A 24,390-nucleotide genomic window follows, 5' to 3' on the forward strand; every position below is an offset into this window, starting at 1 on the left:
TCCAGAGAACGCCTACAGTTGAGCGCTGGGTCGCGCGGCGATCCGGTCGTACCATCCACGGGTGGCAGTATTCCCCTTAGGGATACGCATTTTGATAACGCGCGCGAAATCGACAAACACAAACGCAGCGATATCGGCAAGGGTCAGATGATCCAGCGCCACAAAGGTGCTTTGCTGCAATCGTGCCTCCAACAGATCAAAGAATTTCTGCGTTCGACTACGACCCCGTTCTGCCAACTCAGGGATTTGCGCATGGTTTTCCGGGCCGGGAATGGCCCGATGGGCAAAGGCCGGGTGGCTATTGCGCAATGCCTCGGCAATGGGCAACCCACCCTGCGCCTCGACGATCGCATGCCACATCAGGACTTGCCCCTTTTCCTCGGGGGTGCGCCCCATCAAGGGGGGCTCAGGGTGCAACGCTTCCAGATAGGCTGCGATCCCTAGATTCTCGGTCAAGATCAGCTCACCGTCGGTCACCAGCACCGGCAGCGTCGCCTGCGGGTTGATGGCGCGGAATTCCTCGGACATCTGCTCCCCCTTGGCGATGGAGATGTCCCGCGTTTCGATGTCCAAACCTTTTTCCGCGATGAACATCCGCGCCCGCCGCGGGTTGGGTGCAGTGCTGCAGTCGTAGAATATCATCGTGTCACCTCTTGCCAGTGCCCATCATCCCGGATCAGCCTAGGTCGGTTTTTGCTGATGAGGCCAGAGAAACCCAACGTCGTTAAGAGCAGTGCGGCAAGGCGAAGACGTGTCAGGCAGTTCGACGGTAGATGAAACAGCGCCCCGGTACAGCTCCCTCCGGCAACGGCTGTTCCGCCAGCGTGTCGAAATACATCCGGTCAGAGGACACCATCAAACCATCGATCGCCAGCAGCGGTTCAATCAAAGGTGAAATCATCCTAGCAAAGGCGTCGTTCTTTTCCCGGTTGTGCCCGCCCAGATCCGCATGGATCAGGCTGGCGCCCGCAGGAAACCGGGTGCGCGCCGCAGGCAGAGTCTCGCGGACATCACCGAGAATGGTCAAATGTTCCGCAGGGGTGCTGTCCGGGTGCGATGCCACCGCCCGTTCAAACACATAAACATCACGATCTCGGATACGCTCGCGCATGTGGTGAAAGGTGCGCCCGTTGCCCAGGCCCAGTTCGAAAACCGGTTCGGTCCTGCCCGCTGTCTGCGTAATCGCCGCATCCAAGCAGGCCCGTTGGGAGACCATCCGGTCGATAAAGAGATCCAGACGGGTGGTGGTGTTCTGCTCGCTCATGGCATTCTCCCCTTGGGTAAAGATTGGCGCCAGAAGGCGGCCTGCCGCGACAGCTGTGCCAGAGATTGTCGCGAATGTGTAGCATCCTATCGATAGGTGTCCGGGCGTTACAGCACGAGGTTTGGCCGCTCTCATACGCTCAAATTTTCGACATCGATCTTTAGCGGATGGAAATGGGATTTGACTATTGCCCCAGTGGCGCGCGACAGTGGGCGAAAAAACAGGGGATATGGAACCGCGATGCAAGCGCCTCAACGGCTTGGTGGCTTAGGCTAAATGACGCCTCTGCTGTCTGTCGAAAACCTCAGTATCGGATTTGGCCAGGGCGACCCGGTTGTACAGGACGTGAATTTTTCCGTCGCTGCCGGAGAAACCGTTGCCCTTGTCGGCGAAAGTGGGTCCGGCAAAACTGTGACCTGCCGCGCCGTTCTGCGCATTCTGCCAAAGGCCGCGCAGATCCGGCATGGCCGGATGCTGTGGCGCGGAGTCAATGGTGGTGGAGAACGGGATCTGCGGCTCCTTGGCGAGCGGCAAATGCGCGATATTCGCGGCAATGAGATCGCGATGATCTTTCAGGAACCCATGCGCTCGCTTTCGCCGCTGCACCGGATTGGTAACCAGGTTGCCGAAGTCCTTTGGCTGCATGGCGGAAAAAGTGAAAGTGCGGCCAAGCGGGAGGTTCTGACCTGTTTTGAACGTGTGGGCTTCCCCGATCCCGAACGCACCTACAAATCCTACCCGTTTGAGCTGTCCGGCGGGATGCGCCAGCGGGCGATGATTGCGATGGCTATGGTGGCCAAACCTGATTTGCTGATCGCAGACGAGCCGACCACCGCGCTGGATGTGACAACACAGGCCCAAGTCCTAGGACTGATGAAAGATCTGCAGCGCGACACGGGCATGGCCATGATCCTGGTAACCCATGATCTGGGTGTGGTCGCCAATATGGCCGAACAGGTCGTTGTCATGCACAAGGGCCGCGTAATGGAGGCTCAGCAGTGCGGAAACCGTTCTTGGCGCGCCAGCGCATCCCTATACCCAAGCTCTGTTCAAGGCAGCACCGCAAATCCCCGAGACGCCTGAACCTGTCACCCCGGTGCCGAGCGACGACCTGATCCTTGAGTTGCGAAACGTCTCCAAAACCTATGCATTGCGCGCGGGCAAAGGCTGGTCTGCCCCGACCCTCATTCACGCCTGCAAGGAACTGAACCTGGCGTTGCCACGCGGCAAAACAGTGGCGATTGTTGGCGAAAGCGGTTCCGGAAAAACCACTGCTGCGCGCATCGCACTGGGTGCCGAAATGCCTGATCCCGGCGGCGAGGTATTGTTCCGGTCTGCATCCGACGCGATACCGATTGCCGTTCACGATATGAACCGCAGCAGCCGGACCGCCTTTCAAAAAGCGGCTCAGATGGTGTTTCAGGACCCCTATTCGTCCCTATCGCCGCGCATGCGGGTTCAGGATGCCATGGTCGAGCCGATGGAGATCCATGGTCTGGGCAACCGCAGCAGTCGCCGGGATCGCGCTGCTGAGATGTTGCGATTGGTGGGGCTGCAGCCTGAGATGTTGCTGCGATATCCGCATGCGTTCTCCGGTGGTCAGCGGCAGCGACTGTCCATTGCACGTGCGCTGATGCTGGATCCGTCACTGATTGTCTGCGATGAGCCAACATCGGCGCTGGATGTCTCGGTTCAGGAACAGATCCTGCGCCTGTTGGAAGATATTCGCGACCAACAGCAGCTCTCCTACCTATTTATCAGTCACGACCTCGCTGTTGTGGCCCGCATTGCCGACGAGGTTGCGGTGATGCGTCGTGGTATGGTGGTGGAACAGGCACCGCCTGAAACGCTGTTTTATAACCCGCAGCATCCCTACACGAAGGCACTGATTGCCGCCCAACCAGAGCCAAGCATTACGCGCCCGATCAACCTCAAATTGGTCGCACAGGGTGCCGGATCACCCGACAGCTGGCCCGATCGCTTCAAATTCTCTGGCATCACGGCCCCGCCATTGGTGCATGTGGAACCCGGACATAAGGTACGATGTCATGTTTAATCTGCGCCAATCCCTGAAGACCCTCGCAACTGGCGCGTTTTTGGCCCATGTTCTGCCCCTTGCCATAGCCTCTTCTGCTATCGCCAATCCGGCAGCTTTGGTCGAAAGCGGATTTTGGGAGCAGGAGGTCAAATCCGGCGACCTGCCACCGATTGCCGAGCGCCTGCCCGAGATGCCATTGGTGGTCGATCTGGAAGCCAAGGGGCGTCAGCCCGGCATTCAGGGCGGTACCCTCAACACGATGGTCACACGGTCCAAGGACATCCGGCAGATGGTTGTCTATGGTTACGCCCGGCTGGCGGGCTACGACGAAAACTACCAGCTACAGCCCGATATACTGTTGGACTTCGAGGTCGAGGACAATCGACGGTTCACGCTGAAACTGCGCCCCGGTCATCGCTGGTCGAACGGAGACCCGTTTACCTCAGCCGATTTTGAGTATTGGTGGAAAGACGTGGCAAATAACCTGCTGCTCAACCCCACAGGCGCACCAGACTACCTGAAGGTGGATGGCGCCCTACCAACCGTCAGCTTCCCCGATGAAACAACCGTAATTTACGAATGGGCGGCCCCCAATCCAAGCTTCCTACACAGCCTCGCACAGGCCAGCCCGCCGTTTATCTACCGCCCGTCCGCCTATCTGAAACAGTTTCACGCAGACTATGCGGACCCCGCAAAACTTGCCGAGGAGGTCGACTACGCCCGGGTCAAAAGCTGGGCCGCGCTGCACAACAAGCTCGACAATATGTACAAGTTCGACAATCACGAATTGCCGACCCTTCAGCCCTGGATCAACGCCACCTCGGGCAAGAAAATCCGACACCTCTTTGTCCGCAATCCTTATTACCATCGCCTCGACAGCAATGGCATTCAGCTGCCCTACATCGACACGGTCGAGATGGAAATCGTGGCAGGCGGGCTGGTCGCGGCAAAAACCAATGCCGGTGAGGCAGATCTTCAGGCCCGCGGCCTTGGCTTTCGCGACATTCCGATCCTGCGCAAGGGCGAAAGCGATGGCGCCGACTACAAGACCTACCTCTGGGGCAATGGCACCGCATCGCAAATCGCCATCTATCCCAATCTCAACGTCAACGACGACCAGTGGCGCCAGGTGCTACGTGACACCCGTGTTCGCCGCGCATTGTCCGTGGCGATCAACCGCGCAGGCATCAACAAGGCGCTGTATTTCAAGCTGGCAAAACCCGGTGCCATGACGGTTCTGGAGGCCAGCCCTTTCTTTGACCCCGCCCTCCGCGAGGCTTGGGCACAATATGATCCTGAGCTGGCCAATCAGCTGCTGGATGAGGCCGGGCTGACCGAGCGCGACGGCTATGGCATTCGCAAACTCCCCGATGGCAGACCGATGGAACTGGTTGTGGAAACGGCCGGGGAGCGGCAGGAGGTCGAAAACGCTTTGCAGATCATCTCGGACGATTGGCGCGATGTCGGTGTTAAACTGGTGATGCGTCCGCTGGATCGTGACATCCTGCGCAACCGGGTGTTTTCCGGCACCACCATGGCGTCCGTCTGGTATGGTTGGGACAATGGCCTGCCACAGACCTACACCTCGCCTGCGTATTTGGCACCAACGGATCAGGTGTTTCTGTCCTGGCCAAAATGGGGCCAGTACCACCAGACCGGTGGCGATGTTGGCGAGGCTCCCGACCTTGAACCCGCGCAAAGGCTCATGACCCTCTGGCATGACTGGGAAGCGGCCAAGACCGATGAAGAGCGAACACGCGCCTGGCAGGAAATGCTGAAAATCCACGCTGATGAGGTCTACGCTATCGGCCTCGTCGCTGCGGCACCGCAACCGGTTGTGGTCAGCAACCGACTGCGCAATGTACCGCAAAAAGGGATCTGGGCATGGGATCCCGGCGCCCATTTTGGCATCTACCGCCCGGATGAGTTTTTCTTCGAAGATGGCAAAGGCTGAGGAACCGCATTAATGGAGATCCTGCGCTACGCCATCTACCGGTTCGGAACCATGTTGCTGACGCTGCTGGTGGTGTCTGTGCTGATTTTCATCATCATCAACCTGCCTCCGGGTGACTACCTGTCCAACCAAATCGCTGAGCTGCGCGCCTCTGGTCAGTCCTCGGGCGTCGAAAAAGCCGAATTTCTGCGAAAAGAATATGCGCTGGATCGCCCCCTTTGGCAGCAATATATGATCTGGATGGGATTCATGCCCGGCCCACACGGGTTTTCCGGTATGATACAGGGCAACTTTGGCTGGTCTTTTGAATTTGACCGGCCTGTTGCCGAAATCGTTGGTGAGAGCCTCTGGCTGACGGTTTTGGTCAATGTTGCGGCAGTGTTGTTTGTCTATCTTGTCGCGCTTCCTTTGGGCGTTCTGGCAGCGGCCCGATCACGCACCTGGGTTGACTACACTTCCGCCTTCGTGGGCTACCTTGGGCTTGCCACGCCAAACTTCCTATTGGCACTGATCCTCTTCTATTACGGGCATAAATATTTCGACCTGCCCATAGGCGGGCTAATGGATCCCTCCTATGAAGGCGAGCCCATGACCTGGGACAAGGTGAAGTCCATCCTGATCCACTTGATCGTGCCAACCTTCGTCATCGGTACCTCTGGTGCATCCGCCATGATGCAGCGATTGCGTGCCAATATGCTGGACGAACTGGGCAAACCCTATGTGGAAACCGCCATCGCAAAAGGGATGGCCCCGGCACGAATGCTCACCAAATATCCCTTGCGCGTAGCGTTCAATCCCTTTGTTGCGGATATTGGCAATCTGCTGCCCGCAATGATCTCCGGTTCGGTTCTGGTCTCTGTCGTTCTGGGCCTGCAGACCATCGGCCCCACCCTGCTGACTGCTCTAAAGACACAGGATATGTTCCTTAGCGGGTTTGTCCTGATGTTCGTTGCGCTGCTGACGCTGATCGGGACCATGATTTCCGATGTGTTGCTTGTCATGCTGGATCCCCGCATCCGTTATGAGGAGCGCAAGCGATGAGCACACAGCCCGACAATCGCTATGTCGACACCAGCCCCTATGATCCGGATGCAGCCCTGCAAGAGCTGGAGCGCAAGGATCTGGATGCCCCCAATTGGGTGCTGATCTGGCGCAAATTCAAAACACACAAACTGGGCCTCACCTCCGGTGTCTTCCTGCTGGTCTGCTATCTGCTGCTTCCGGTCATTGGTTTCATTGCGCCATATGGGCCAAACGATCGCGACAGTGAGCATATCTATTCGCCTCCGCAGTCCATCAATCTGTTTCACGAAGGCAGTCTTCGCGCGCCGTTCATCTATCCGATGACCTCGGAGGCGGATCTCGAAACCTTCCAATGGATCTTCAAACCCGATCTGGAGAACCCACAGTCGCTACGGTACTTCTGCGAGGGCGCGACTTACAAGATTGCTGGGCTGATCCCCTCCAACACGCATCTTTTCTGCGCGCCCGAAGGGGCCACGCTCTTCATCTGGGGATCCGACCGTTTGGGCCGCGATGTCTTCAGCCGCATTCTCTATGGCGCACAGCTTTCCCTCACCGTAGGTCTGATCGGTATCACCGTGTCCTTCATTCTGGGCATCTTCTTTGGCTCTCTGGCCGGATATTTCGGTGGCAAACTGGACTGGACGATCAACCGTATGATCGAAATCCTGCGGTCCCTGCCAGAGCTGCCATTGTGGCTGGCGCTCTCGGCTGCTGTGCCCTCCAACTGGTCACCTGTTGCGGTGTTTTTTGTGATCTCTATCATTCTGGGCATTCTCGACTGGCCGGGTCTTGCGCGCTCAGTCAGGGCAAAATTCTTGTCCTTACGAGAAGAAGAATATGTGCGCGCAGCCGAAATGATGGGCGCGTCATCAGGACGGGTCATTCGCAAACATCTGCTGCCGAATTTCATGTCGCATCTGATTGCCTCAGCCGCGCTCTCGATCCCGGCGATGATCCTGGGGGAGACGGCCCTGTCGTTCCTCGGCCTTGGTCTGCGCGCGCCTGCGGTAAGTTGGGGAGTTATGCTTAACGATGCACAGAACCTTGCCTCGATAGAAATCTACCCCTGGACCGCTATTCCGATGCTCCCAATCATCGTTGTTGTGCTGGCGTTCAACTTCCTAGGCGATGGGCTGCGTGACAGTCTGGATCCTTATCAGCAATAAGCCACGCCGGTCTAACAACCACCAAAAAGAGGCGGCAATGCGCGATCTTCCCGACCACGACTTGTTCCGCTTGATCCCCGGCGATCACTGGCCAAGCTGCTATGCTGTTTCGGAGTTGGCCAACCGCTCGCTGGCGGCGGTCGGGGTCGCCCTCGCAGAATTGATGAAGGCCACAAATCTCAACGCAGGTGCGCTGCCAATCACCCTAGATCAACGCCGTGCCGCGCTGTGGTTTCGCTACAGTTTTCGTCCTGAGGGCTGGGAGATGCCCAATCTCTGGGATCCTCTGGCAGGTGACTATCGCACCACTGATGGATGGATCCGCCTTCACACCAACCTGCCCCATCATCGCGCTGCTGCGCTGAATGTTCTGGGCTGCAACCCCGATCCGGAAGCCGTTCGCGACGCAGTTGCACAGCAGCCGGGCGATACGTTGGAACAGGCTATTGTCACCGCAGGCGGCGTTGCCGCCGCCATGCGCAGCGCCGCAGAGTGGCAAACCCATCCGCAGGGGCAGGCTGTCGCATCGGAGCCACTGATCGCATGGAGCAATGCCCGCCCTATTCACATGCGGGAGCGGCCCGAAGCCACACCGGAGCGACCTTTGGCAGGGCTTCGGGTGCTGGACCTTACCCGTGTTCTGGCCGGTCCAGTGGCGACGCGAACCCTGGCCGCATTTGGTGCGACGGTGCTGCGGATTGACCCGCCGGGTTGGGATGAGCCCGGTGTTCTTCAGGATATTTCACTGGGTAAACAGATGGCAACGCTGGACCTGCGCTCTGAACAGGGGCGTGACCAGTTCGAAGCCCTGCTGGCAAAGGCAGACGTGCTGGTGCATGGGTTTCGTCCCGGCGCGCTTGAGGGGCTGGGATACGACAATGCAAAACTGCGAAAGCTTACTCCGAACCTGATTGATGTGCGCCTCAATGCCTATGGCTGGAGCGACCCATGGGCCAAACGCAGAGGCTTTGACAGCCTCGTACAGATGAGCAGTGGCATCGCGGAGCGCGGACAGCATTGGATAGCAGGCGGGCAAATCACGCCTGATACATCCGCCAAGCCAGTACCACTGCCCGTTCAGGCGTTGGACCACGCCACCGGTTATCTGATGGCTGCCGCTGTGTTGAATGCACTGACCAAGGCCAGCCAAGGCGATCCCGTCGGGGATGCCCGCCTGTCCTTGGCCCGCACCGCTCATGCGCTTGCGACCCTGACAGAGCATCACGGTGACGACAGCTCCCCGATTGGCCCGCTCATGGGCGCGGCAGATGCCGATTACGCCAACCAGATTGAGCTAACGAGCTGGGGGCCGGGGCGCCGGTTGCTGCCGCCATTGAAGGTTGGTGAAACCCAGATGCGCTGGGACCAGCCTGCAACAGCCGCAGGCACCGCCGCACCAGTCTGGCCCGCATAAGACGTTAGCGGTCGTCTCCCCCGCCATCGTTCACATCCATCAGGTCCTCATCAATGGCGGCCTGAACCGCGCCGACTGCGAGATCACGCTTATCCTTCGGCGCCTGATCTGCCTGATCTTCCGCCAAACGCACGGTCACCTCGCGGTGCGCAAATTTGACCCCTTCACGGGCAAAGAGGTCACGGATTTCCTGAAACACTTTCTTGCGGACGAGCCATTGGTCGCCGGGTTTGGTCATGAATTTGACCCGGATGATCATCGCGGAATCCTGCATTTCGATCACGCCCTGCGACTTCAGGGGCTGGATGAATGTGTCACCGATCACCGGATCATCCAGTAATTCCTGTCCCAGTTTCTTGATCAGCTTACGAACCTTTTCGACGTCGGTGTCATAGGTCACCCGCAGCGGTAGCTTCATCATGACCCAGTCACGAGAATAATTGGTCAGCACCCGGATTTCTCCAAAGGGGATGGTGTGCAGGGCTCCCAGGTGATGCCGCAGCTGAAACGAGCGAACAGAGATGCGTTCAACCGTGCCTTTGACATCGCCGATATCGATGTATTCGCCTTTGCGGAAGGCGTCATCGACCAGGAAAAACGCACCCGAGAAGATATCCCGCACCAGCGTTTGTGAACCGAAGCCAACGGCAAGGCCAACAACACCGGCACCGGCAAACAGCGGGCTGACGTTGATCCCCAGTTCCAACAGGACGATCAGAATGATGGACACCACAACAACCGCGAGAATGGCGCCCCGAAACAGGGGTAACAAGGTGGCAAGCCGACTGGCCCCACCAGCACCACCTTCATCGCCCAACTCACCAACGGGCACATCTCCGACCTCTTCGTCGATCTTGCTGTCGATCCAGATCCGGGCGATGTGATAGACGATGTAGCCGATAAACAGGATCACGATGATGTCGCTCACCCGGGACAGCCGGGAGTTCTCCATCCACGCGGCCTCGGGATTCCAGATGGCAACCATGGCGAAGAAGCCGACAGTGAAGGCCAGAATACCCGCAATTCGGCGCGCGAGATCTTCGAAGGTGGCGACCGGATGCCGCGGCTTTGGCGAGATTTCAACCTCATCGCCCTCGTAGTCGGCGTTGTCCTCATCGTCGGTGGGACCGCTATCGACCAAAACCCGCCGTTGCGACCGGTTAAAGAAACGCTCAATCACATAGTTGATGATACCGTAGACCACGAGGATTGAGGTCAGAACCGAATAGCTCCCGACCGTGAGAGGCAGCGACATATCGCGCTCTAACACCAGATCGAAGGCCAATTCGAGCCAGCCGAAGATGATGTAGATCACCAGAACCGGCGCCCAGACCACAGACAGCAGCCGGACCAGCCATGAGCAGGCCTCGGGCGGGCGGCCTGCGCGGATTGCATTGGAAATCGCGCGGGCGTTGATCACCACCATCAAGAGGTTGCCCAGAGTGCCCACCAGCGCAAGAACGCCATAGACAAGCGCATAGACGTTGTAGTTCAGACCGAAATCCCCGACCCAGGTTGCAAACAACACCGAACTGATGTCGTAGGTCGCCAGCACCGAGGCCCAGATGTAGAGGCGACGTGCATCGCGGTCCGAAAAAACGGGGATGCGGTATTGGCTCAGGTAGGGGGACAGCACCATCCGCCACAAATCCGAGACCGATCTGGACAGGAAGAACGCGGTATAGATCGCGGTAACGGTGAACTTCACCGATGAATTTCCGGACGATCCGAAGATCAGGTAGGACGTCAACAGCGCAAAGGCCATGGCCACAATGGTCCCGACCACGCCCATGAGAAAACGAAATACCAGAAACGGCATTTTGTCCTGATAGCCCTCGGGGTTCTCCTTGATCCGCGCCACCACATGTTTCTTGGCAATCCGTTTGCCGTAGATCTCCACCGAGACCCAACGGCCGATAAACAAGAGCAACAGGCTCCAACCAAGCACCTTCACATAAGTGATAATGCGGCCGTCCGGGCTGGTCTGCCGCAGAATGTACTGCACTTCGAATATCGAATAGGGCATCGCTTCAAGGCGGCTTTCCAAGGCAGCGCCGAATTGCTCGACCTCGGATTGTGCTTTCATCAGCGCCGAGGCGCCGTCCATCTGATCTGTCGCAGGAACCGGGGTGGCGTCGGTCGGTGTATCTGAGGGGGAAACGAGTTTCCCGCGCCCATCCACGATGATCACGCCAACCCCGCTATCAGCCGCCTGTTCGATCGCTTTGGCCAGACCATCGCCGCTGGAGGAATTCGTGGCCTGCGCCAGTGCTTCAGAGGTGCCACTGACCGCAAAGGCGAGCGCCACGATCAAGCAAATAAGAAATTGCGATACCAGTCGCCGCATACGCACCACCTTTGAATTTGTAACCATTTCTTCACCAAGGCCGCAAAACGGTGAAAATATCAAGTCTTTGCACGGTTACATGGATGAAGAGGCCGGGATTATTCCAGTCCTTCAGCGCTTGATTGCAACTTATGCCTCTGCGCGTTATAGAAAATTCAGCGTACCGCGTGAGACGCAAGGACGGGACGGGGCCGACGGGTGCCATGGGCCGCCTTCCACGTTTTGGCCGGACGCAGAAACGATCTGTGCCTTGGCCCGTAGCGTGTCAGGCTGAGCAACCTGAGGCGACACTATGCTGAGGCGGACCCTGGCCAAGCCAACACGCACAGCCGCTGATGCGGGAGGTGGACAGATGTGTCCAATCATCCGCTGCGACGGCAACCTGCTAGATCATGCCGATGCCGCCACCTCCCTTCCCTCTCTCCAGACGCAGGCCCAGCTATGACAGCCAACGCCCCCTCCAGCGCCCTTCGCGGGGCGCGTGTCATGCTCTACAGCCACGATACCTTCGGGCTGGGCCATCTGAGGCGGTCGCGGGCACTGGCAGGCGCGATCACCCATGCTGATCCGACGGCCTCAGCGTTGATCTTGACCGGTTCTCCTGTGGCGGGGCGTTTCGCCTTTCCCTCCCGGGTCGACCATGTGCGACTGCCCGGCGTAATCAAGCGCTCGGACGGTTCCTATGCGTCGCGCACGATGGGTATGTCGATTGAAGAGACCACATCTCTGCGCGCCGGGCTGATCCGTTCAACCGCACTGCAATACGCCCCCGATGTGCTGATCGTTGACAAGGAACCGACAGGGTTTCGCGGGGAATTGCTGCCAACCCTCGACGAGTTGAAGTTCAATGGAAACACACAGCTGATCCTTGGGTTGCGCGACGTGCTGGATGAACCGGAGGTCTTGGCCGCTGAATGGGCGCGCAAGGACGCAGTTGCGGCCACCGAACAGTTTTATGATGAGATCTGGGTCTACGGCATCCGCTCCGTTTACGACCCGACAGCCGGGCTGCCGCTCAGCTCTGAGGCGCAGGCACGCATGCACTGGACCGGGTATCTGCGCCGCGATCTGGGTGATCTGGGCACACCACCCGAGCAACCTTATGTGCTGATTACTCCCGGCGGTGGTGGCGACGGCGCGATGATGGTGGATCTCGTGCTGACCGCCTATGAACGGGATCCGGACCTGGCGCCGCGCGCGATGCTGGTCTACGGCCCGTTTCTGTCCGGCGACACCAGAACCGAATTCGAGACCCGCGTGGCCGCGCTTGACGGTCGGGTCACCGCGGTAGGGTTCGAATCCGAGATCGAAACCCTCTTTGCAGGCGCTCAAGGGGTTGTCTGCATGGGCGGTTACAACACGTTTTGCGAAGTGCTCTCTTTTGACAAGCCCGCTGTTATCGTTCCGCGCACCACACCGCGACTTGAGCAATGGATCCGGGCAAGCCGCGCCGAAGAACTGGGACTGACAGCGATGCTCGACGAACGCCGCGACGGTTGGACGCCTGAGGCAATGATCCGGGCCATTCGCGCGCTTGCCGATCAGCCGCCCCCCTCTGCTGCGATCCCGGACGGCTTGCTGGACGGGCTGGACTACGTGACCGACCGTGTCGATGCGCTGCTGCATGGCACCAACGGAAAGGCTGCCGAATGACTACCGGATCAACCGGGCCATCCCGCCCGCCCCTTGCCGTTGTTGTAAAAGGCTGGCCACGTCTTTCTGAAACCTTCATTGCGCAGGAGCTGGTCGCGTTGGAAGCGGCAGGTCATCAGTTCGAGATCTGGTCTCTGCGCCATCCCACAGACGTGAAACGCCACCCCCTGCACGAAAAACTGACTGCGGCGGTCCATTACTTGCCGGAGTATCTCTATCAGGAGCCAGATCGCGTTTGGGCCGCACGGGATCAGGCCAAAACAATGCCTGGCTACCAGACGGCCTATCGGATTTGGCGCGAAGACCTGCGCCGCGATCCAACCCGCAACCGAATTCGCCGCTTTGGTCAGGCCTGTGTTCTGGCTGCTGAAATGCCCGGTGCGGTGCTGGGTCTCTACGCCCATTTTCTGCACACGCCGTCTTCTGTCGCGCGCTATGCAGCAATTATGCGCGGCCTGCCGTGGAGTTTTTCGGCCCACGCCAAGGACATCTGGACCTCCCCTGATTGGGAACTGCAGGAGAAACTGGCGGCCAAGAGCCATGGAGCTACCTTTGGTGCGACCTGCACCGGATTTGGCGCGAAGCACCTGCAGGACATGGCAGACCGCAGTGACCGCGTTGATCTGATCTACCACGGGCTTGATCTGTCACGGTTCCCCTCGCCCCCGCAGCGTAAATGGCGCGCACCGGGCGATCCGCTGCACCTGATGTCAGTGGGGCGGCTGGTCGAGAAGAAAGGCTTTGACCGGTTGATCGGTGCGCTGGCGCTTCTACCGAAAAGTCTGGATTGGCATTGGACCCATATCGGCGGTGGGGACATGCGGGATTTGTTGCAGGGTATCGCCGAGGACGTCGGGGTCGCGGACCACATCACTTGGCGCGGCGCCTGCGATCAGCCCGAGGTGATCGCCGCCATGCGCGCCTGCGATCTGTTCGTCCTGCCCAGTCGTATTGCTCGTGATGGTGATCGGGACGGCTTGCCCAATGTGCTGATGGAAGCCGCCTCCCAGCGTCTGCCGATCCTGTCCACGGCAGTATCAGCTATCCCGGAGTTCATCGAAAGCGGCACCCATGGCCTGCTCAGCGAGGACACGCCTGAGGCTTTGGCTGAAGCCATCCTGACCCTCAGTCGGAACCCCGAGCAGGCGGCCCGCATGGCAGAGGCTGCCTTGGGTCGGTTGCGCAGCGATTTCGGGATGGACCCCGGTATAGCACGCCTGTCGGAACGGCTGACCCTCATGATGCAAAACGCATGACGCTTGGCCAGGGCCGAACTATAGCCTTTTACGCGCCAATGAAATCGCCGCGCCATCCGGTCCCCTCCGGCGACCGCGAAATGGCGCGAAACCTGATGGGTTTGCTTTCTGATTCTGGCGCGGTTGTCACATTGGCCAGCGAACTGCGGATCTACGACAAATCAGGCGATGCAGAGCGTCAGGCAATTCTGCGCGCCAAGGCGGCGCAGGAAGTCGACCGCATCTGCACCGAGATGGCAACGGCGCCAAAAGCGGAACGACCGGATCTCTGGCTGACCTACCACAACTATTACAAAGCGCCCGACCTGATCGGACCAGCCGTCGCTCGCCGACTTGCGATCCCCTATGTGCAAGTGGAATCGACACGAGCCAAGAAGCGCCTGTCGGGCCCTTGGTCCGAGTTTGCCCAAGCCGCCCATGACGCAGCGGACGCAGCCTCTGTCATTTTCTATCTGACACAGCAGGACCACCAGACATTGTTGCGGGACAGGTATCGCGATCAGCATCTGGTTCACCTGCCGCCGTTTCTGCCGGATCATCGATTGCCGGAGCCCAGTGACCGGTCCGGCGCCATGCTGTGTGTCGGCATGATGAGGGAGGGTGACAAACTCACGTCTTATCGCCTTCTTGCCGACGCGCTGTCTCAGGTTTCGCGACCATGGCGACTGGATATCGTCGGAGACGGCCCGGCCCGATCCGAGGTAGAGCAGATGATGTCGCGCTTTGGTAACAAAGTGCGTTTTCTGGGAGAGTTGGACCGGAACGCCTTGGGCATGTTCTATAGACAAGCCTCCATCTTTGTCTGGCCTGGCGTCAACGAGGCATTCGGGATGGTTTATTTGGAGGCCCAGTCCCACGGGGTTCCGGTCCTGGCACAAGATCGCCCGGGTCTGCGTGACGTTGTCACCAGGTGGGATTTGCCTGCGCTTACCCCGCCACCGGACAGCGGCCCGGAAGGCTATGCACAAGCACTGACACAGGTGCTTGATAATCCCGCCCTGTGTGATCGACAGGCGAGCCGCGTTCGCAGCCGGATCGCAGACCGGCACCTTGCACCGGCGGCCGCACAACGTTTGTGGCCAACACTTTCACCCTTGCTGGAGATCCCATCATGATCAGGCTTGCTCTCTTGCGCCACGGCCACACCGATTGGAACCGCGCTAGGCCGCATACAGGGGCGCAGTGACATCTCGCTGGACGACACTGCCCGCGCTGAACTTTCCGCGCAGTCCCTCCCCGCGCCATGGGATCGGGCGTCCCTCTGGTCCAGCCCCCTTAAACGCGCGGCTGAAACCGCGGAGCTGGTCGCCGGGCGCCCGCCAAAAACTAGCCCGGCCCTGATTGAAATGAACTGGGGCGACTGGGAAGGGCAACACGGCAAGGAGCTTAAATCCGATCCAACCAGCGGGTTTCGCGACATTGAAAATTGGGGGTGGCACTACCGCCCGCCCGGTGGGGAAACCCCGCAGGAGGTCTGGGAGCGAATCGCCCCTTGGCTTGCAGATCTGACCGAAGACACGGTTGCAGTCTGCCACATTGGCATCATGCGGATGATCCTCGCCCGGGCTCATGGCTGGAATTTTGACGGCCCCGCCCCGTTTCAGATCAAGCGCAATCGATTGTTCGTAGTGGAGATTGATGGCAACGGCACGCTCACGCCCATTGCCGAACCAGTGCGCCTCAGCAAACGGGCTGCGGAATGAAAATTCTGATTGCCGTAACGCATCTGTTGGGCACAGGACATCTGTCCCGTGCCCTTACGCTGGGTCGTGCCTTCGCCGCTGCCGGGCATCGGGCCTATGTAGTATCGGGCGGCGGACCCGCACCCCACCTTGATCACAGCGGCGTCGATCTGATCCAGCTGCCGCCGCTGCGCTCTGATGGCGTGGCGTTTAACAGATTGCTGGCTCCAACCGGCGAGATCGCGGACGATACCTATCTCAACAATCGTGTTGAACAGCTCTGCGATACACTTCGAGATGTCGAACCCGATATCCTGATCACCGAGTTGTTTCCCTTCGGTCGGCGCAGCCTGAAGCAGGAGTTTCTGGCACTTTTGGATACGGCCAACACTCTGCCCAGACCTCCGGTCATTCTGGCATCAATACGCGACATTCTCGCACCACCTTCAAAACCCAAGAAGGCGGAAGATGCCGCTACTATCCTAACGACACATTACGACGGCGTGCTGGTGCATTCCGACCCGCAGGCCACCCGGTTGGAGGCCTCATGGCCGGTGACCCCCCAAATCTCGGAGAAACTTCACTACACGGGATACGTTGCTCCAGCTGCGCCGACGCCGCATCCTGAGGGTGTTGGCGAAGGCGAGATCCTTGTCAGCGCCGGTGGCGGCAGCGTTGGGTCTGCACTTTATCGGGTTGCTGCAAAAGCCGCCAAATTGCGACCGGCCCTGCGATGGCGCATCCTGATAGGCGGAAATAATGCAGCGGAGGAAATCGCGCACCTGAAAGAACAGCACGGCGAGACGGCTGCTATTCTGGAGCCAGCGCGGCCAGATTTTCGCCAGATGCTGCAGGGCGCTGCCGCCTCAGTCAGCATGTGCGGCTACAACACCGCACTAGACATACTGCAGACGGGTGTGCCTGCGGTGATTGTTCCCTTTGATGCGGGCAACGAAGTTGAGCAATCTCTGCGTGCCGCCAGCCTCACCCCACTCGATGGCATCACCTCTCTGGCTGCTGCCGATTTGACGCCGGAGATGCTTTGCGCGGCATTGGATGATGTCATCTCCGCCCCTACCCGACCGACAGATGGCTTCCGGTTTGACGGCGCCGCCCGAACGGTAGAGATTGCGTGCAACTTGGCAAAGGAGCGTGCATGACACCGGATTGGACCAGTTTGGACCGCGAGCTTTCTCGATGGCAGGACGATGGGTTGATCCTGCCAATCTGGTGGCGCGACGACGACGCTATTGCCCCCACGCCCCAGTTGGACCGACTGATTGAGCTGTCAGAACGCCTGGCCCTGCCCGCCCATCTTGCGATTGTTGCGCGTGATGCCACGCCCGCCCTTGCCGCCCGGTTGGCGCACGTGGATACATTGGTGCCCGTCGTGCATGGCTGGGCGCATGAAAACCACGCAGGCACCGGTGACAAGAAGGCGGAATTTGGCACCCACCGTCCAATCGACGATGTGTTGGAGGACGCTGAAAATGCTCTGAACCGGTTGCGCGACCTGTTGGGTGACCGGCTGCGACCCATGTTTGTCCCGCCTTGGAACCGGATAGATCCCGACGTCGAACCCTGGCTCGCCGGGTTGGGCTACAGCGCCCTGTCGACCTTCACCCCGCGCCGCCGAGCAAAAGCGGCTCCGGGGCTCTGGCAGATCAACACCCACCTCGACCCGATTGACTGGAAGGGCTCGCGCGGGCTTGTAGCGCCAACGCTGCTGCTGTCACAGCTGGTGACACAGCTTGCCGCGCGTCGTAAGGGGCACGCCGATGTCGCCGAACCCTACGGCATCCTGACCCATCATCTGGTGCAGGATGATGCGACCTGGGGATTTTGCGAGGATGTGATGCGGCGCCTGCTGGATGGTCCGGGGCGCGCCTGGGTATTTGATGAAAGGATTATCTGAATGAGCCGCTTGGATTCCATGCTGCGCCGTCTGACCGCGCAGCGGGATGGGCTGAATTGGGCTGCAGAGCAGGTTCGCAACCTTGCCGGAGATGTGCTCGACATCGGTTTGGGCAACGGGCGCACCTATGATCACCTGCGCGAAACACTGCCGGACCGGCGGGTTCGCGTTATTGACCGGGTGCTGCAATGCCACCCCTCCTGTGTGCCGCCAGAGGCTGATTTCCTGCAAGGCGAGGCCCGCCCGATGCTGGACAAGCTGGCACAGGAACGCAGCCCGATCATATTGGCCCACTACGACCTTGGTTTTGGTGTGAAAGAAAAAGACATTGCCGAAGCCGCCGCTCTGTCCCCGGCGATTGCGGCTGTGATGGCACAGGGAGGGATCATCGTTTCTGGTCAGCCCCTCGTCGGATTTGATGAGCTGGACGGCCCGCAAGGGATACCTCCTGGGCGCTATCTTTTCTATCAGGTGAGATGAGAGCCCCGCGATGCTTGAAAAAACGCCCCGGAACAGTCCGGGGCGTTTTTTGTTACATCTTGCACCCTAGGATCAGGCGACACGATTGCCACGTGACCAGACCGCACCCAGCGCTGGAACGCCAGCCCGCATTCGAAAGCGGATCAAATCCGCCCGCTTCCCAATGTCGATACGCCCGCGATCCGTAAGATTGACCGCATCCGCCGGGGCCGAGGTGACCGTTGCCAAACCGCGCGCAATATCTCCCCAGATTTCGCCAAGCTGCGCTGCCGCCAGCAACAAGGCCGCAGGCACATAATCCGAGGACAGCACATCAAGGAGTTCCAGCTGTGCCAGATCCTTGGCCGCGACATTCCCGGAATGCGATCCCCCCCGGATCAGGTTGGGTGCCCCCATCATCACCTTGATACCATGGTCGTGACAGGCCCGCGCGGCCTCTACCGTGGTGGGAAATTCCGCCAAATGGATACCGTGACCGGCGGACACCGCCACCTGCTCCGCGGTTGTATCATCATGACTTGCCAGGACCGCACCAAAGCGGCGCGCGGCCTTCACGGCCTCCACCTCGTGCAGATCACCGTAGATGTCGCGCATGCGCTTCAACCCGGCGACATGCGCCTTGAAACCATCGTCGTCAAAGCCGTGCTTGCCTTTGACGTAGGCTTCCAGCTTCGACATATCCCGAAACTGTCTCTGCCCTGGGGTATGATCCATCAGGGAGACAAGGCCGACACGATCCGCCTCACCAAATTCGTTAAGCTCATCAACAAGCGTCTCAGAACAGACTTCGGCGCGCAGATGCAGGAAATGGCTGATTTTCAGCGCATCCTGCTCGCGCAACTCAAGCAGCTCGCTTGCAAGGCTGCGCGCATATGCACCATATCGGGACTCCGTTGCGTTGATTGAGCCCACTCGCATCGCATCGAAAACTGTGGTGATACCGGTGCCTGCCAGTTCAGCGTCATGTGCGATAATCGCTGCCGCGTGGGGCCAGTCTACCTTGGGGCGGGGTTGGATATGGCGTTCCAGATTATCCGTGTGCAGTTCGACAAGACCAGGGCAGAGATAATCACCGTCAAGATCAACAGCGCCCTTGGGAACGGATGCGCCATCCGCAATGTCAGTGATCACCCCCTCGGTCAGGATAATGGAGCCGACGCGGGTTTCACCGGGAAGGACAAGAGTGGCATTGGCAAGGATCAAAGGTTCTGTCATCTGAATTTCACACAATTTGAGCTATAGAACGGGCCACACTTAGGAGGCCATTGTGACAGTCACGCGATACGCGATCTATTATGTCCCGCCTGCACAGGCGGAATGGAGCCGGTTTGCATCCAGTTGGCTTGGTTGGGACGTGCATGAGGGATCTCCGTTGGACCATCCCACCGGCACCGGCCTCAACGTGGCGGCCATCACCGATGTGCCGCGCAAATACGGGCTGCACGCGACCATAAAACCGCCGTTCCGGCTTGCGGAGGGAACGACATTTGACGCGCTGGCCGAGCGGTTTGCGCAGTTCGCCTCTGCTGCAAAACCGGTGATACTGGACGGGCTGTCCCTGACCCGACTTGGCCGTTTCCTCGCCCTGTGCCCGCGCGGGGATCAACTGGGGCTGAACCGTCTTGCATTTGACTGCGTTCGCGATCTGGATGAATTTCGCGCCCCCGCCACACTGGATGAGCTGGAGAAACGACGCGCCAGTGGGTTGTCTCCCGCACAGGAACAAGCGCTGGTGACATGGGGCTACCCTTATGTGGGTGACAGTTTCCGGTTCCACATCACCTTGAGCGGCAAACGCCCGAAGGCAGAATTGCCCGCAATCGAAGCTGTGCTGCAGGATCGTTTGGTTCCCCAGCTGCCAACGCCCCTTGTCATTGGCGATCTGGCTTTGGTTGGCGAGGACAGCGACGGACGGTTTCACCTGCTGCATCGTCACGCCCTTTCCGGCTGAAGCCAGGGCATGAGGGCGGTTTCCGCTGCTTGGACCGCCTCTTCCAACTGACCACTGTTGTCGATCTCAATCACCTGCGACAATCCGGCAGGCATAGGTGTTGCCGCGCGGGCAAGCCTGCGCTCAATCTCCGCGCGATCCTCACGCCCGCGCGTCATAAGCCTTTCAGCGAGCACCTCGGGTGTTGTCGTGACAGAAAGAATAACCAACGTGTCGAAGGCCGCCTCAGCCTCCAGAAGTACCTTGCGTGAGAGGTTCACCAGAACACCCGATGCCCGATTGCGCAGCTCGTCAATATACCGCGGAATCGCGTAGCGTAGTCCATGCGCTTCCCAGTGCAGGGCAAAACCCGGCGCGACGCAAAGCGCAGCAAACTGTTCCTCAGTCACAGCGTCGTAGTCTTCCCCGCCGAGTTCCGGTGCGCGGGTAATGATCCTGCGCTGCCTCACCAAGCCCGGAATGCGCTCAAGTAGCGCCTCCATCAGGCTGTCTTTGCCGACGCCCGACGGGCCGACCACAGCAATCACCGGCGCTTTGACTGATCCCGGACTCATGCGGCGGCCTTCGGTGTGAAGGCGGACACATCGACAAAGCGATCACAGACCTGTTCGCGCGCAGCCTCATCATGGAAAATTCCAATGATGGCCGCCCCGCGCGCCTTCGCCTCCTCGATCAGGCTTAAAACCGTGGCGCGGTTTTGCGCATCAAGGCTCGCGGTCGGCTCATCCAGCAACATCGCAGGATAGGTATGGGCAAAACCCCGCGCGATGTTCACCCGCTGCTGTTCCCCACCGGAAAATGTTGTCGGGCTGAGCTGCCAAAGGCGTTCGGGAATGTTCAGCCCCGCGAGCAGTATTGCAGCGCGGTCGCGCGCCGCCGCCGGGTCAACCCCAACAGCCAGAAGAGGCTCCGCCACGACATCCAATGTCGGCACCCTCGGCACCACCCGCAGAAACTGACTCACATAGCCCAGCGTCTCGCGTCGCAGCGCCAGAATTTCGCGGGGTGCGGCCCTAGCGACATCCACCCCACCGATCATGACCGTCCCGGAGGCGGCCAGGTAGTTGCCGTAAATCACCCGCATCAGGGTCGATTTTCCGGCTCCGGACGCACCGGTAAGGCCAATACACTCCCCTGCCGCGACCTTCAGGCTCGCACCCTCCATGACCGGGATGACCGCGCCGCCTTGATTGTGCAAGATGAAGCTCTTGCTCACGTTTTGAAGTTCAATCATCTCGGATCCTCAGACCTGAAGAACGCTGGAAACCAGCAATTGGGTGTAGGCATGCTGCGGATCGTCCAACACCTGATCGGTCAGACCTGTCTCGACGACATGGCCGTCTTTCATGACCATCAGCCGATCCGCCAAAAGCCGCACCACAGCAAGATCGTGGGTCACGATGATCGCGCTCAGCCCCATCTCGCGCACCAGGCTGCGTAGCAAATCCAACAGTCGCGCCTGTACCGAAACATCCAGCCCCCCCGTGGGTTCATCCATGAAGACCAGCCTCGGTCCGGTGACCAAATTGCGAGCAATCTGCAACCGTTGCTGCATACCACCAGAGAAAGCGGAGGGCCGATCATCAATCCGGCTTTCGGCAATCTCGACACGGCCCAGCCAATCGGCGGCGCGGGCACGGATGTTGCCATAGTTGCGATCCCCCACCGCCATCAACCGCTCACCGATATTGCCACCAGCTGACACAGACATGCGCAAACCGTCGCGGGCGTGCTGATGGACAAAGGCCCAATCCGTGCGCCCCAGCATGCGACGCGCCGGTTCCGACATGGTGACCGTGTCCACAAGCCCGTCCGCACGGGTGTCAAAAATCACCTCACCCCGGTCCGGCGTCAGATGCCCCGCCATACTGTTCAACAGGGTCGATTTTCCCGACCCGCTTTCCCCGACGATGCCCATGACTTCGCCCGGATAGAGATCAAAGCTCACATCCGTGCAGCCAATCCGCGCGCCATACATCTTGGCCAGGTTTTTTACTTGCAACAGCGGCGTCATCACGCGGCCTCCGCGCTCAGGCGGCCGAGATGGCCCGCGTCACGCCGGGATCGGCAATAGTCCGTGTCGGAGCAGACAAACATCCGGTTCCCCGCATCATCCAGGATCATCTCATCCAGATAGCTGTCCTCTGCCGCGCAGAGATCGCAGGGATGGGCTGCCTTGCTGGCCTCAAACGGGTAATCCTCGAAGTCGAGTGAGACCACTTCGGTATAAGGCGGGACGGCATAGATGCGCTGTTCACGCCCCGCGCCGAACAGCTGGATCGCCGCCATGTTCATCTTTGGATTATCGAACTTTGGAATGGGAGACGGATCCATCACATAGCGATCTGCGACCTTCACCGGATACGCATAGGAGGTCGCGATGGCGCCGTGTTGGCTGATATCCTCATAAAGTTTCACGTGCATCAATCCGTATTCCTGCAAACTGTGCATCTTGCGGGTTTCGGTTTCGCGCGGCTCAAGGAAGCGCAAGGGCTCCGGGATCGGCACCTGATAGACTAGGATCTGATCCTCGCTCAGCTCCGCTTCCGGGATCCTGTGGCGAGTCTGGATGACATTGGCCTTTGCGGTTTCTTCGGTGGTGGCCACGCCTGCGGTGTTTTCAAAAAACTTCCGGATCGAGACCGCATTGGTGGTGTCATCCGCGCCCTGATCAATGACCTTCAGCGTATCATCCGGTGTCAGCGTCGCAGCCGACACCTGCACCCCACCCGTACCCCAACCATAGGGCATCGGCATTTCGCGGCTGGCAAAGGGCACCTGATAGCCCGGCACCGCCAGCCCTTTGAGGATCGCCCGGCGGATCATCCGCTTGGTCTGTTCGTCCAGATATGCAAAGTTGTAGTCAGACATGTTGCCTCAATTCGTTGCAGGAACCGTTTTATGCAAACGCCCCTGATTTCCTGGATTTTGATTTTGGCCTTCGGGGTGTTCGCTCTTTGGGACTACCGTCGAAAGAAACGTCGAAGGGATAGCCTCCGCAAAGAACCTGATGGCACTTGGACTTGGATTGGCCTTGACGGCTCTGAATACAAATCGCCCAATCATCCTGATCGGCCAGGAGGTGACTGGTACGCCGAAACGAGCAATACTGATGGATGGGGAGACTAGCCTCATTCTGCCGCCTCCTTTGCTGCCATTTGTTCCGCCAGCTCCACTGCCTCGCGGCGCAGTTTGCGGACCAGTTCCAGCTCGGACTGAAAATCCACGTAGTGCGGCAGTTTGATATGCTCTAGAAAACCCGTGGCCTGAATATTATCGGCGTGGCTGAGGACAAATTCCTCATCCTGCGCGGGGGCGCCGAGGTTATCTTCGCCGAGCTCTTCCCAGCGCAGGGCACGATCAACCAGAGCCATAGCGATAGATTTGCGTTCTGACTGGCCGAACACCAACCCGTAGCCACGGGTAAACTGCGGCGGCACAGTTTTTGAGCCCTTGAACTGGTTCACAGTCTCGCATTCCGTCAACTCAACCTCGCCAATCTCGATGGCGAAGCCAAGTTCGGGGATCTCCATCTCCACCGGCACGGCGCCGATACGTAACTCACCCACAAAGGCATGGTTGCGCCCATAGCCACGCTGTGTCGAATAGGCCATGCCGAGGATGAACCCCTCATCACCTCGGGTCAGCGACTGAAGACGCACCGCCCGCCCTGCCGGAAATGACATCGGCTCGCGCGTCAAATCACCCGGTGTTTCATCGGTTTGTGCCTCCTGCTCAATGATGTTTTCGCCATCCAGAAACGACAGAATATGCGGGGTGTCTGCACGCCTAGGCACGGCTGTCTGCGCCTGCGGCTGATCTTCTGCATCGGCCTCCGCCGCGAGTTTGAAATCCAAAAGCCGGTGGGTGTAGTCGAACGTCGGCCCCAGCACCTGTCCACCCGGCACGTCCTTGAATGTTGCAGAGATCCGGCGGTCGCAGACCATGCGGCTGGTTTCAACCGGCCGTGTCGTGCCAAACCGTGGCAAGGTGGTGCGATAGGCGCGGATCAGAAAGATCGCTTCGATCAGATCCCCCCGCGCCTGCTTGATCGCGAGTGCCGCCAGATCAGGATCATAGAGCGAGCCCTCCGCCATCACGCGATTTACGGCAAGACTGAGCTGTTCGCGGATCTGGGCGAGGCTCAACTCCGCCACAGAAGTGTCTCCACGGCGTTCCTCGGCGAGCCAGGCATGGGCGTTGTCAATCGCCCGTTCGCCCCCTTTTACGGCTACATACATGTC

The 24,390-nt window shown here is 59.4% G+C and carries 20 protein-coding genes and 2 pseudogenes; 13 read left to right on the forward strand and 9 right to left on the reverse strand.

Annotation, left to right across the window (positions count from 1 at the left end; translation table 11 throughout):
* Positions 1 to 12: 12 nt before the first annotated feature.
* Together L0Z65_RS11335 and L0Z65_RS11340 are read right to left on the reverse strand one after the other, a co-directional pair.
* Positions 13 to 642 (reverse strand): glutathione S-transferase family protein, encoded by a 630-nt coding sequence (locus L0Z65_RS11335; protein ID WP_405107656.1) that lies wholly within the window; start codon positions 640 to 642, stop codon positions 13 to 15.
* A gap of 112 nt (positions 643 to 754) precedes the next feature.
* Entirely contained in the window at positions 755 to 1,264 is a 510-nt protein-coding gene (locus L0Z65_RS11340; RefSeq protein WP_096870564.1) for a class I SAM-dependent methyltransferase, read from the reverse strand.
* A gap of 276 nt (positions 1,265 to 1,540) precedes the next feature.
* Here L0Z65_RS11340 and L0Z65_RS11345 point away from each other — a divergent pair.
* The 5 genes and pseudogenes from L0Z65_RS11345 (at position 1,541) to L0Z65_RS11365 (ending at position 8,862) form a co-directional block, all read left to right on the forward strand.
* Positions 1,541 to 3,320 (forward strand): annotated as a pseudogene (locus L0Z65_RS11345) (dipeptide ABC transporter ATP-binding protein).
* Complete coding sequence (locus L0Z65_RS11350) at positions 3,313 to 5,256, forward strand: ABC transporter substrate-binding protein (RefSeq protein WP_405107660.1); 1,944 nt, start codon at positions 3,313 to 3,315, stop codon at positions 5,254 to 5,256. Before L0Z65_RS11345 ends, L0Z65_RS11350 begins: the two are co-directional and overlap by 8 nt.
* Positions 5,257 to 5,268: 12 nt before the next feature.
* Positions 5,269 to 6,297: an ABC transporter permease gene (locus tag L0Z65_RS11355; RefSeq protein ID WP_024098404.1), complete on the forward strand. Its 1,029-nt coding sequence runs from the start codon at positions 5,269 to 5,271 to the stop codon at positions 6,295 to 6,297.
* On the forward strand, positions 6,294 to 7,448 hold the full coding sequence (locus L0Z65_RS11360) for an ABC transporter permease (protein ID WP_102897660.1): 1,155 nt from the start codon (positions 6,294 to 6,296) through the stop codon (positions 7,446 to 7,448). The genes L0Z65_RS11355 and L0Z65_RS11360 overlap by 4 nt, the downstream gene beginning before the upstream one ends.
* A gap of 37 nt (positions 7,449 to 7,485) precedes the next feature.
* Entirely contained in the window at positions 7,486 to 8,862 is a 1,377-nt protein-coding gene (locus L0Z65_RS11365; protein WP_405107665.1) for a CoA transferase, read from the forward strand.
* A gap of 4 nt (positions 8,863 to 8,866) precedes the next feature.
* Here the strand turns inward: L0Z65_RS11365 and L0Z65_RS11370 are convergent, their stop codons facing one another.
* Positions 8,867 to 11,209 (reverse strand): mechanosensitive ion channel family protein, encoded by a 2,343-nt coding sequence (locus tag L0Z65_RS11370; RefSeq protein ID WP_405107668.1) that lies wholly within the window; start codon positions 11,207 to 11,209, stop codon positions 8,867 to 8,869.
* A 441-nt stretch (positions 11,210 to 11,650) separates the two neighbouring features.
* Here L0Z65_RS11370 and L0Z65_RS11375 point away from each other — a divergent pair, with 441 nt between their 5' ends.
* The 7 genes and pseudogenes from L0Z65_RS11375 (at position 11,651) to L0Z65_RS11405 (ending at position 18,195) form a co-directional block, all read left to right on the forward strand.
* A complete protein-coding gene (locus L0Z65_RS11375; RefSeq protein ID WP_405107671.1) occupies positions 11,651 to 12,862 on the forward strand; it encodes a glycosyltransferase family protein in 1,212 nt (403 codons plus the stop codon).
* Positions 12,859 to 14,118: a glycosyltransferase family 4 protein gene (locus tag L0Z65_RS11380; RefSeq protein WP_405107674.1), complete on the forward strand. Its 1,260-nt coding sequence runs from the start codon at positions 12,859 to 12,861 to the stop codon at positions 14,116 to 14,118. The genes L0Z65_RS11375 and L0Z65_RS11380 overlap by 4 nt, the downstream gene beginning before the upstream one ends.
* A gap of 95 nt (positions 14,119 to 14,213) precedes the next feature.
* Positions 14,214 to 15,233, forward strand: coding sequence for a glycosyltransferase family 4 protein (locus tag L0Z65_RS11385; protein ID WP_405107677.1), 1,020 nt, complete (start codon positions 14,214 to 14,216; stop codon positions 15,231 to 15,233).
* Positions 15,230 to 15,821, forward strand: a pseudogene (locus L0Z65_RS11390) (histidine phosphatase family protein). The gene L0Z65_RS11385 and the pseudogene L0Z65_RS11390 overlap by 4 nt, the downstream one beginning before the upstream one ends.
* On the forward strand, positions 15,818 to 16,960 hold the full coding sequence (locus L0Z65_RS11395; protein WP_096870556.1) for a glycosyltransferase family protein: 1,143 nt from the start codon (positions 15,818 to 15,820) through the stop codon (positions 16,958 to 16,960). Before L0Z65_RS11390 ends, L0Z65_RS11395 begins: the two are co-directional and overlap by 4 nt.
* Positions 16,957 to 17,715: a polysaccharide deacetylase family protein gene (locus L0Z65_RS11400; RefSeq protein ID WP_040180495.1), complete on the forward strand. Its 759-nt coding sequence runs from the start codon at positions 16,957 to 16,959 to the stop codon at positions 17,713 to 17,715. Before L0Z65_RS11395 ends, L0Z65_RS11400 begins: the two co-directional genes overlap by 4 nt.
* A complete protein-coding gene (locus tag L0Z65_RS11405; protein WP_014879105.1) occupies positions 17,716 to 18,195 on the forward strand; it encodes a class I SAM-dependent methyltransferase in 480 nt (159 codons plus the stop codon).
* 72 nt (positions 18,196 to 18,267) lie between these two features.
* Here L0Z65_RS11405 and L0Z65_RS11410 read toward each other — a convergent pair whose 3' ends face one another.
* Positions 18,268 to 19,410 (reverse strand): alpha-D-ribose 1-methylphosphonate 5-triphosphate diphosphatase, encoded by a 1,143-nt coding sequence (locus L0Z65_RS11410; RefSeq protein ID WP_096870554.1) that lies wholly within the window; start codon positions 19,408 to 19,410, stop codon positions 18,268 to 18,270.
* Between the two features lie 52 nt (positions 19,411 to 19,462).
* Here L0Z65_RS11410 and L0Z65_RS11415 point away from each other — a divergent pair, with 52 nt between their 5' ends.
* The gene (locus L0Z65_RS11415; protein ID WP_102897669.1) at positions 19,463 to 20,146 is read left to right on the forward strand and encodes a DUF1045 domain-containing protein; all 684 of its coding nucleotides are present in this window, start codon (positions 19,463 to 19,465) and stop codon (positions 20,144 to 20,146) included.
* Here L0Z65_RS11415 and phnN read toward each other — a convergent pair.
* From phnN to L0Z65_RS11440, 5 genes are all read right to left on the reverse strand, one after another.
* On the reverse strand, positions 20,128 to 20,700 hold the full coding sequence (gene phnN, locus L0Z65_RS11420; RefSeq protein WP_405107683.1) for a phosphonate metabolism protein/1,5-bisphosphokinase (PRPP-forming) PhnN: 573 nt from the start codon (positions 20,698 to 20,700) through the stop codon (positions 20,128 to 20,130). The genes L0Z65_RS11415 and phnN overlap by 19 nt on opposite strands.
* Positions 20,697 to 21,380, reverse strand: coding sequence for a phosphonate C-P lyase system protein PhnL (gene phnL / locus L0Z65_RS11425; RefSeq protein ID WP_405107686.1), 684 nt, complete (start codon positions 21,378 to 21,380; stop codon positions 20,697 to 20,699). The genes phnN and phnL overlap by 4 nt, the downstream gene beginning before the upstream one ends.
* Positions 21,381 to 21,389: 9 nt before the next feature.
* The gene (gene phnK, locus L0Z65_RS11430) at positions 21,390 to 22,160 is read right to left on the reverse strand and encodes a phosphonate C-P lyase system protein PhnK (RefSeq protein WP_405107688.1); all 771 of its coding nucleotides are present in this window, start codon (positions 22,158 to 22,160) and stop codon (positions 21,390 to 21,392) included.
* Complete coding sequence (locus tag L0Z65_RS11435; protein WP_405107691.1) at positions 22,160 to 23,017, reverse strand: alpha-D-ribose 1-methylphosphonate 5-phosphate C-P-lyase PhnJ; 858 nt, start codon at positions 23,015 to 23,017, stop codon at positions 22,160 to 22,162. Before L0Z65_RS11435 ends, phnK begins: the two co-directional genes overlap by 1 nt.
* A 260-nt stretch (positions 23,018 to 23,277) precedes the next feature.
* Positions 23,278 to 24,387: a carbon-phosphorus lyase complex subunit PhnI gene (locus L0Z65_RS11440; RefSeq protein WP_405107694.1), complete on the reverse strand. Its 1,110-nt coding sequence runs from the start codon at positions 24,385 to 24,387 to the stop codon at positions 23,278 to 23,280.
* Positions 24,388 to 24,390 lie beyond the last annotated feature (3 nt).

The sequence above is a fragment of the Phaeobacter sp. BS52 genome (genome assembly GCF_045040595.1).
Taxonomy (GTDB): Bacteria; Pseudomonadota; Alphaproteobacteria; order Rhodobacterales; family Rhodobacteraceae; genus Phaeobacter; species Phaeobacter piscinae.

Bases quoted from the DNA above. Each gene is read 5' to 3' on its own strand.
- L0Z65_RS11355 (WP_024098404.1), top strand. From the start codon at position 5,269: ATGGAGATCCTGCGCTACGCCATCTACCGGTTCGGAACCATGTTGCTG.
- L0Z65_RS11440 (WP_405107694.1), bottom strand. From the start codon at position 24,387: ATGTATGTAGCCGTAAAAGGGGGCGAACGGGCGATTGACAACGCCCAT.
- L0Z65_RS11360 (WP_102897660.1), top strand. From the start codon at position 6,294: ATGAGCACACAGCCCGACAATCGCTATGTCGACACCAGCCCCTATGAT.
- L0Z65_RS11385 (WP_405107677.1), top strand. From the start codon at position 14,214: ATGGGTTTGCTTTCTGATTCTGGCGCGGTTGTCACATTGGCCAGCGAA.
- L0Z65_RS11365 (WP_405107665.1), top strand. From the start codon at position 7,486: ATGCGCGATCTTCCCGACCACGACTTGTTCCGCTTGATCCCCGGCGAT.
- L0Z65_RS11370 (WP_405107668.1), bottom strand. From the start codon at position 11,209: ATGCGGCGACTGGTATCGCAATTTCTTATTTGCTTGATCGTGGCGCTC.
- L0Z65_RS11395 (WP_096870556.1), top strand. From the start codon at position 15,818: ATGAAAATTCTGATTGCCGTAACGCATCTGTTGGGCACAGGACATCTG.
- L0Z65_RS11350 (WP_405107660.1), top strand. From the start codon at position 3,313: ATGTTTAATCTGCGCCAATCCCTGAAGACCCTCGCAACTGGCGCGTTT.
- phnN (WP_405107683.1), bottom strand. From the start codon at position 20,700: ATGAGTCCGGGATCAGTCAAAGCGCCGGTGATTGCTGTGGTCGGCCCG.
- phnK (WP_405107688.1), bottom strand. From the start codon at position 22,160: ATGACGCCGCTGTTGCAAGTAAAAAACCTGGCCAAGATGTATGGCGCG.
- L0Z65_RS11335 (WP_405107656.1), bottom strand. From the start codon at position 642: ATGATATTCTACGACTGCAGCACTGCACCCAACCCGCGGCGGGCGCGG.
- L0Z65_RS11435 (WP_405107691.1), bottom strand. From the start codon at position 23,017: ATGTCTGACTACAACTTTGCATATCTGGACGAACAGACCAAGCGGATG.
- L0Z65_RS11405 (WP_014879105.1), top strand. From the start codon at position 17,716: ATGAGCCGCTTGGATTCCATGCTGCGCCGTCTGACCGCGCAGCGGGAT.
- L0Z65_RS11410 (WP_096870554.1), bottom strand. From the start codon at position 19,410: ATGACAGAACCTTTGATCCTTGCCAATGCCACTCTTGTCCTTCCCGGT.
- L0Z65_RS11380 (WP_405107674.1), top strand. From the start codon at position 12,859: ATGACTACCGGATCAACCGGGCCATCCCGCCCGCCCCTTGCCGTTGTT.
- L0Z65_RS11400 (WP_040180495.1), top strand. From the start codon at position 16,957: ATGACACCGGATTGGACCAGTTTGGACCGCGAGCTTTCTCGATGGCAG.
- L0Z65_RS11340 (WP_096870564.1), bottom strand. From the start codon at position 1,264: ATGAGCGAGCAGAACACCACCACCCGTCTGGATCTCTTTATCGACCGG.
- L0Z65_RS11375 (WP_405107671.1), top strand. From the start codon at position 11,651: ATGACAGCCAACGCCCCCTCCAGCGCCCTTCGCGGGGCGCGTGTCATG.
- phnL (WP_405107686.1), bottom strand. From the start codon at position 21,380: ATGATTGAACTTCAAAACGTGAGCAAGAGCTTCATCTTGCACAATCAA.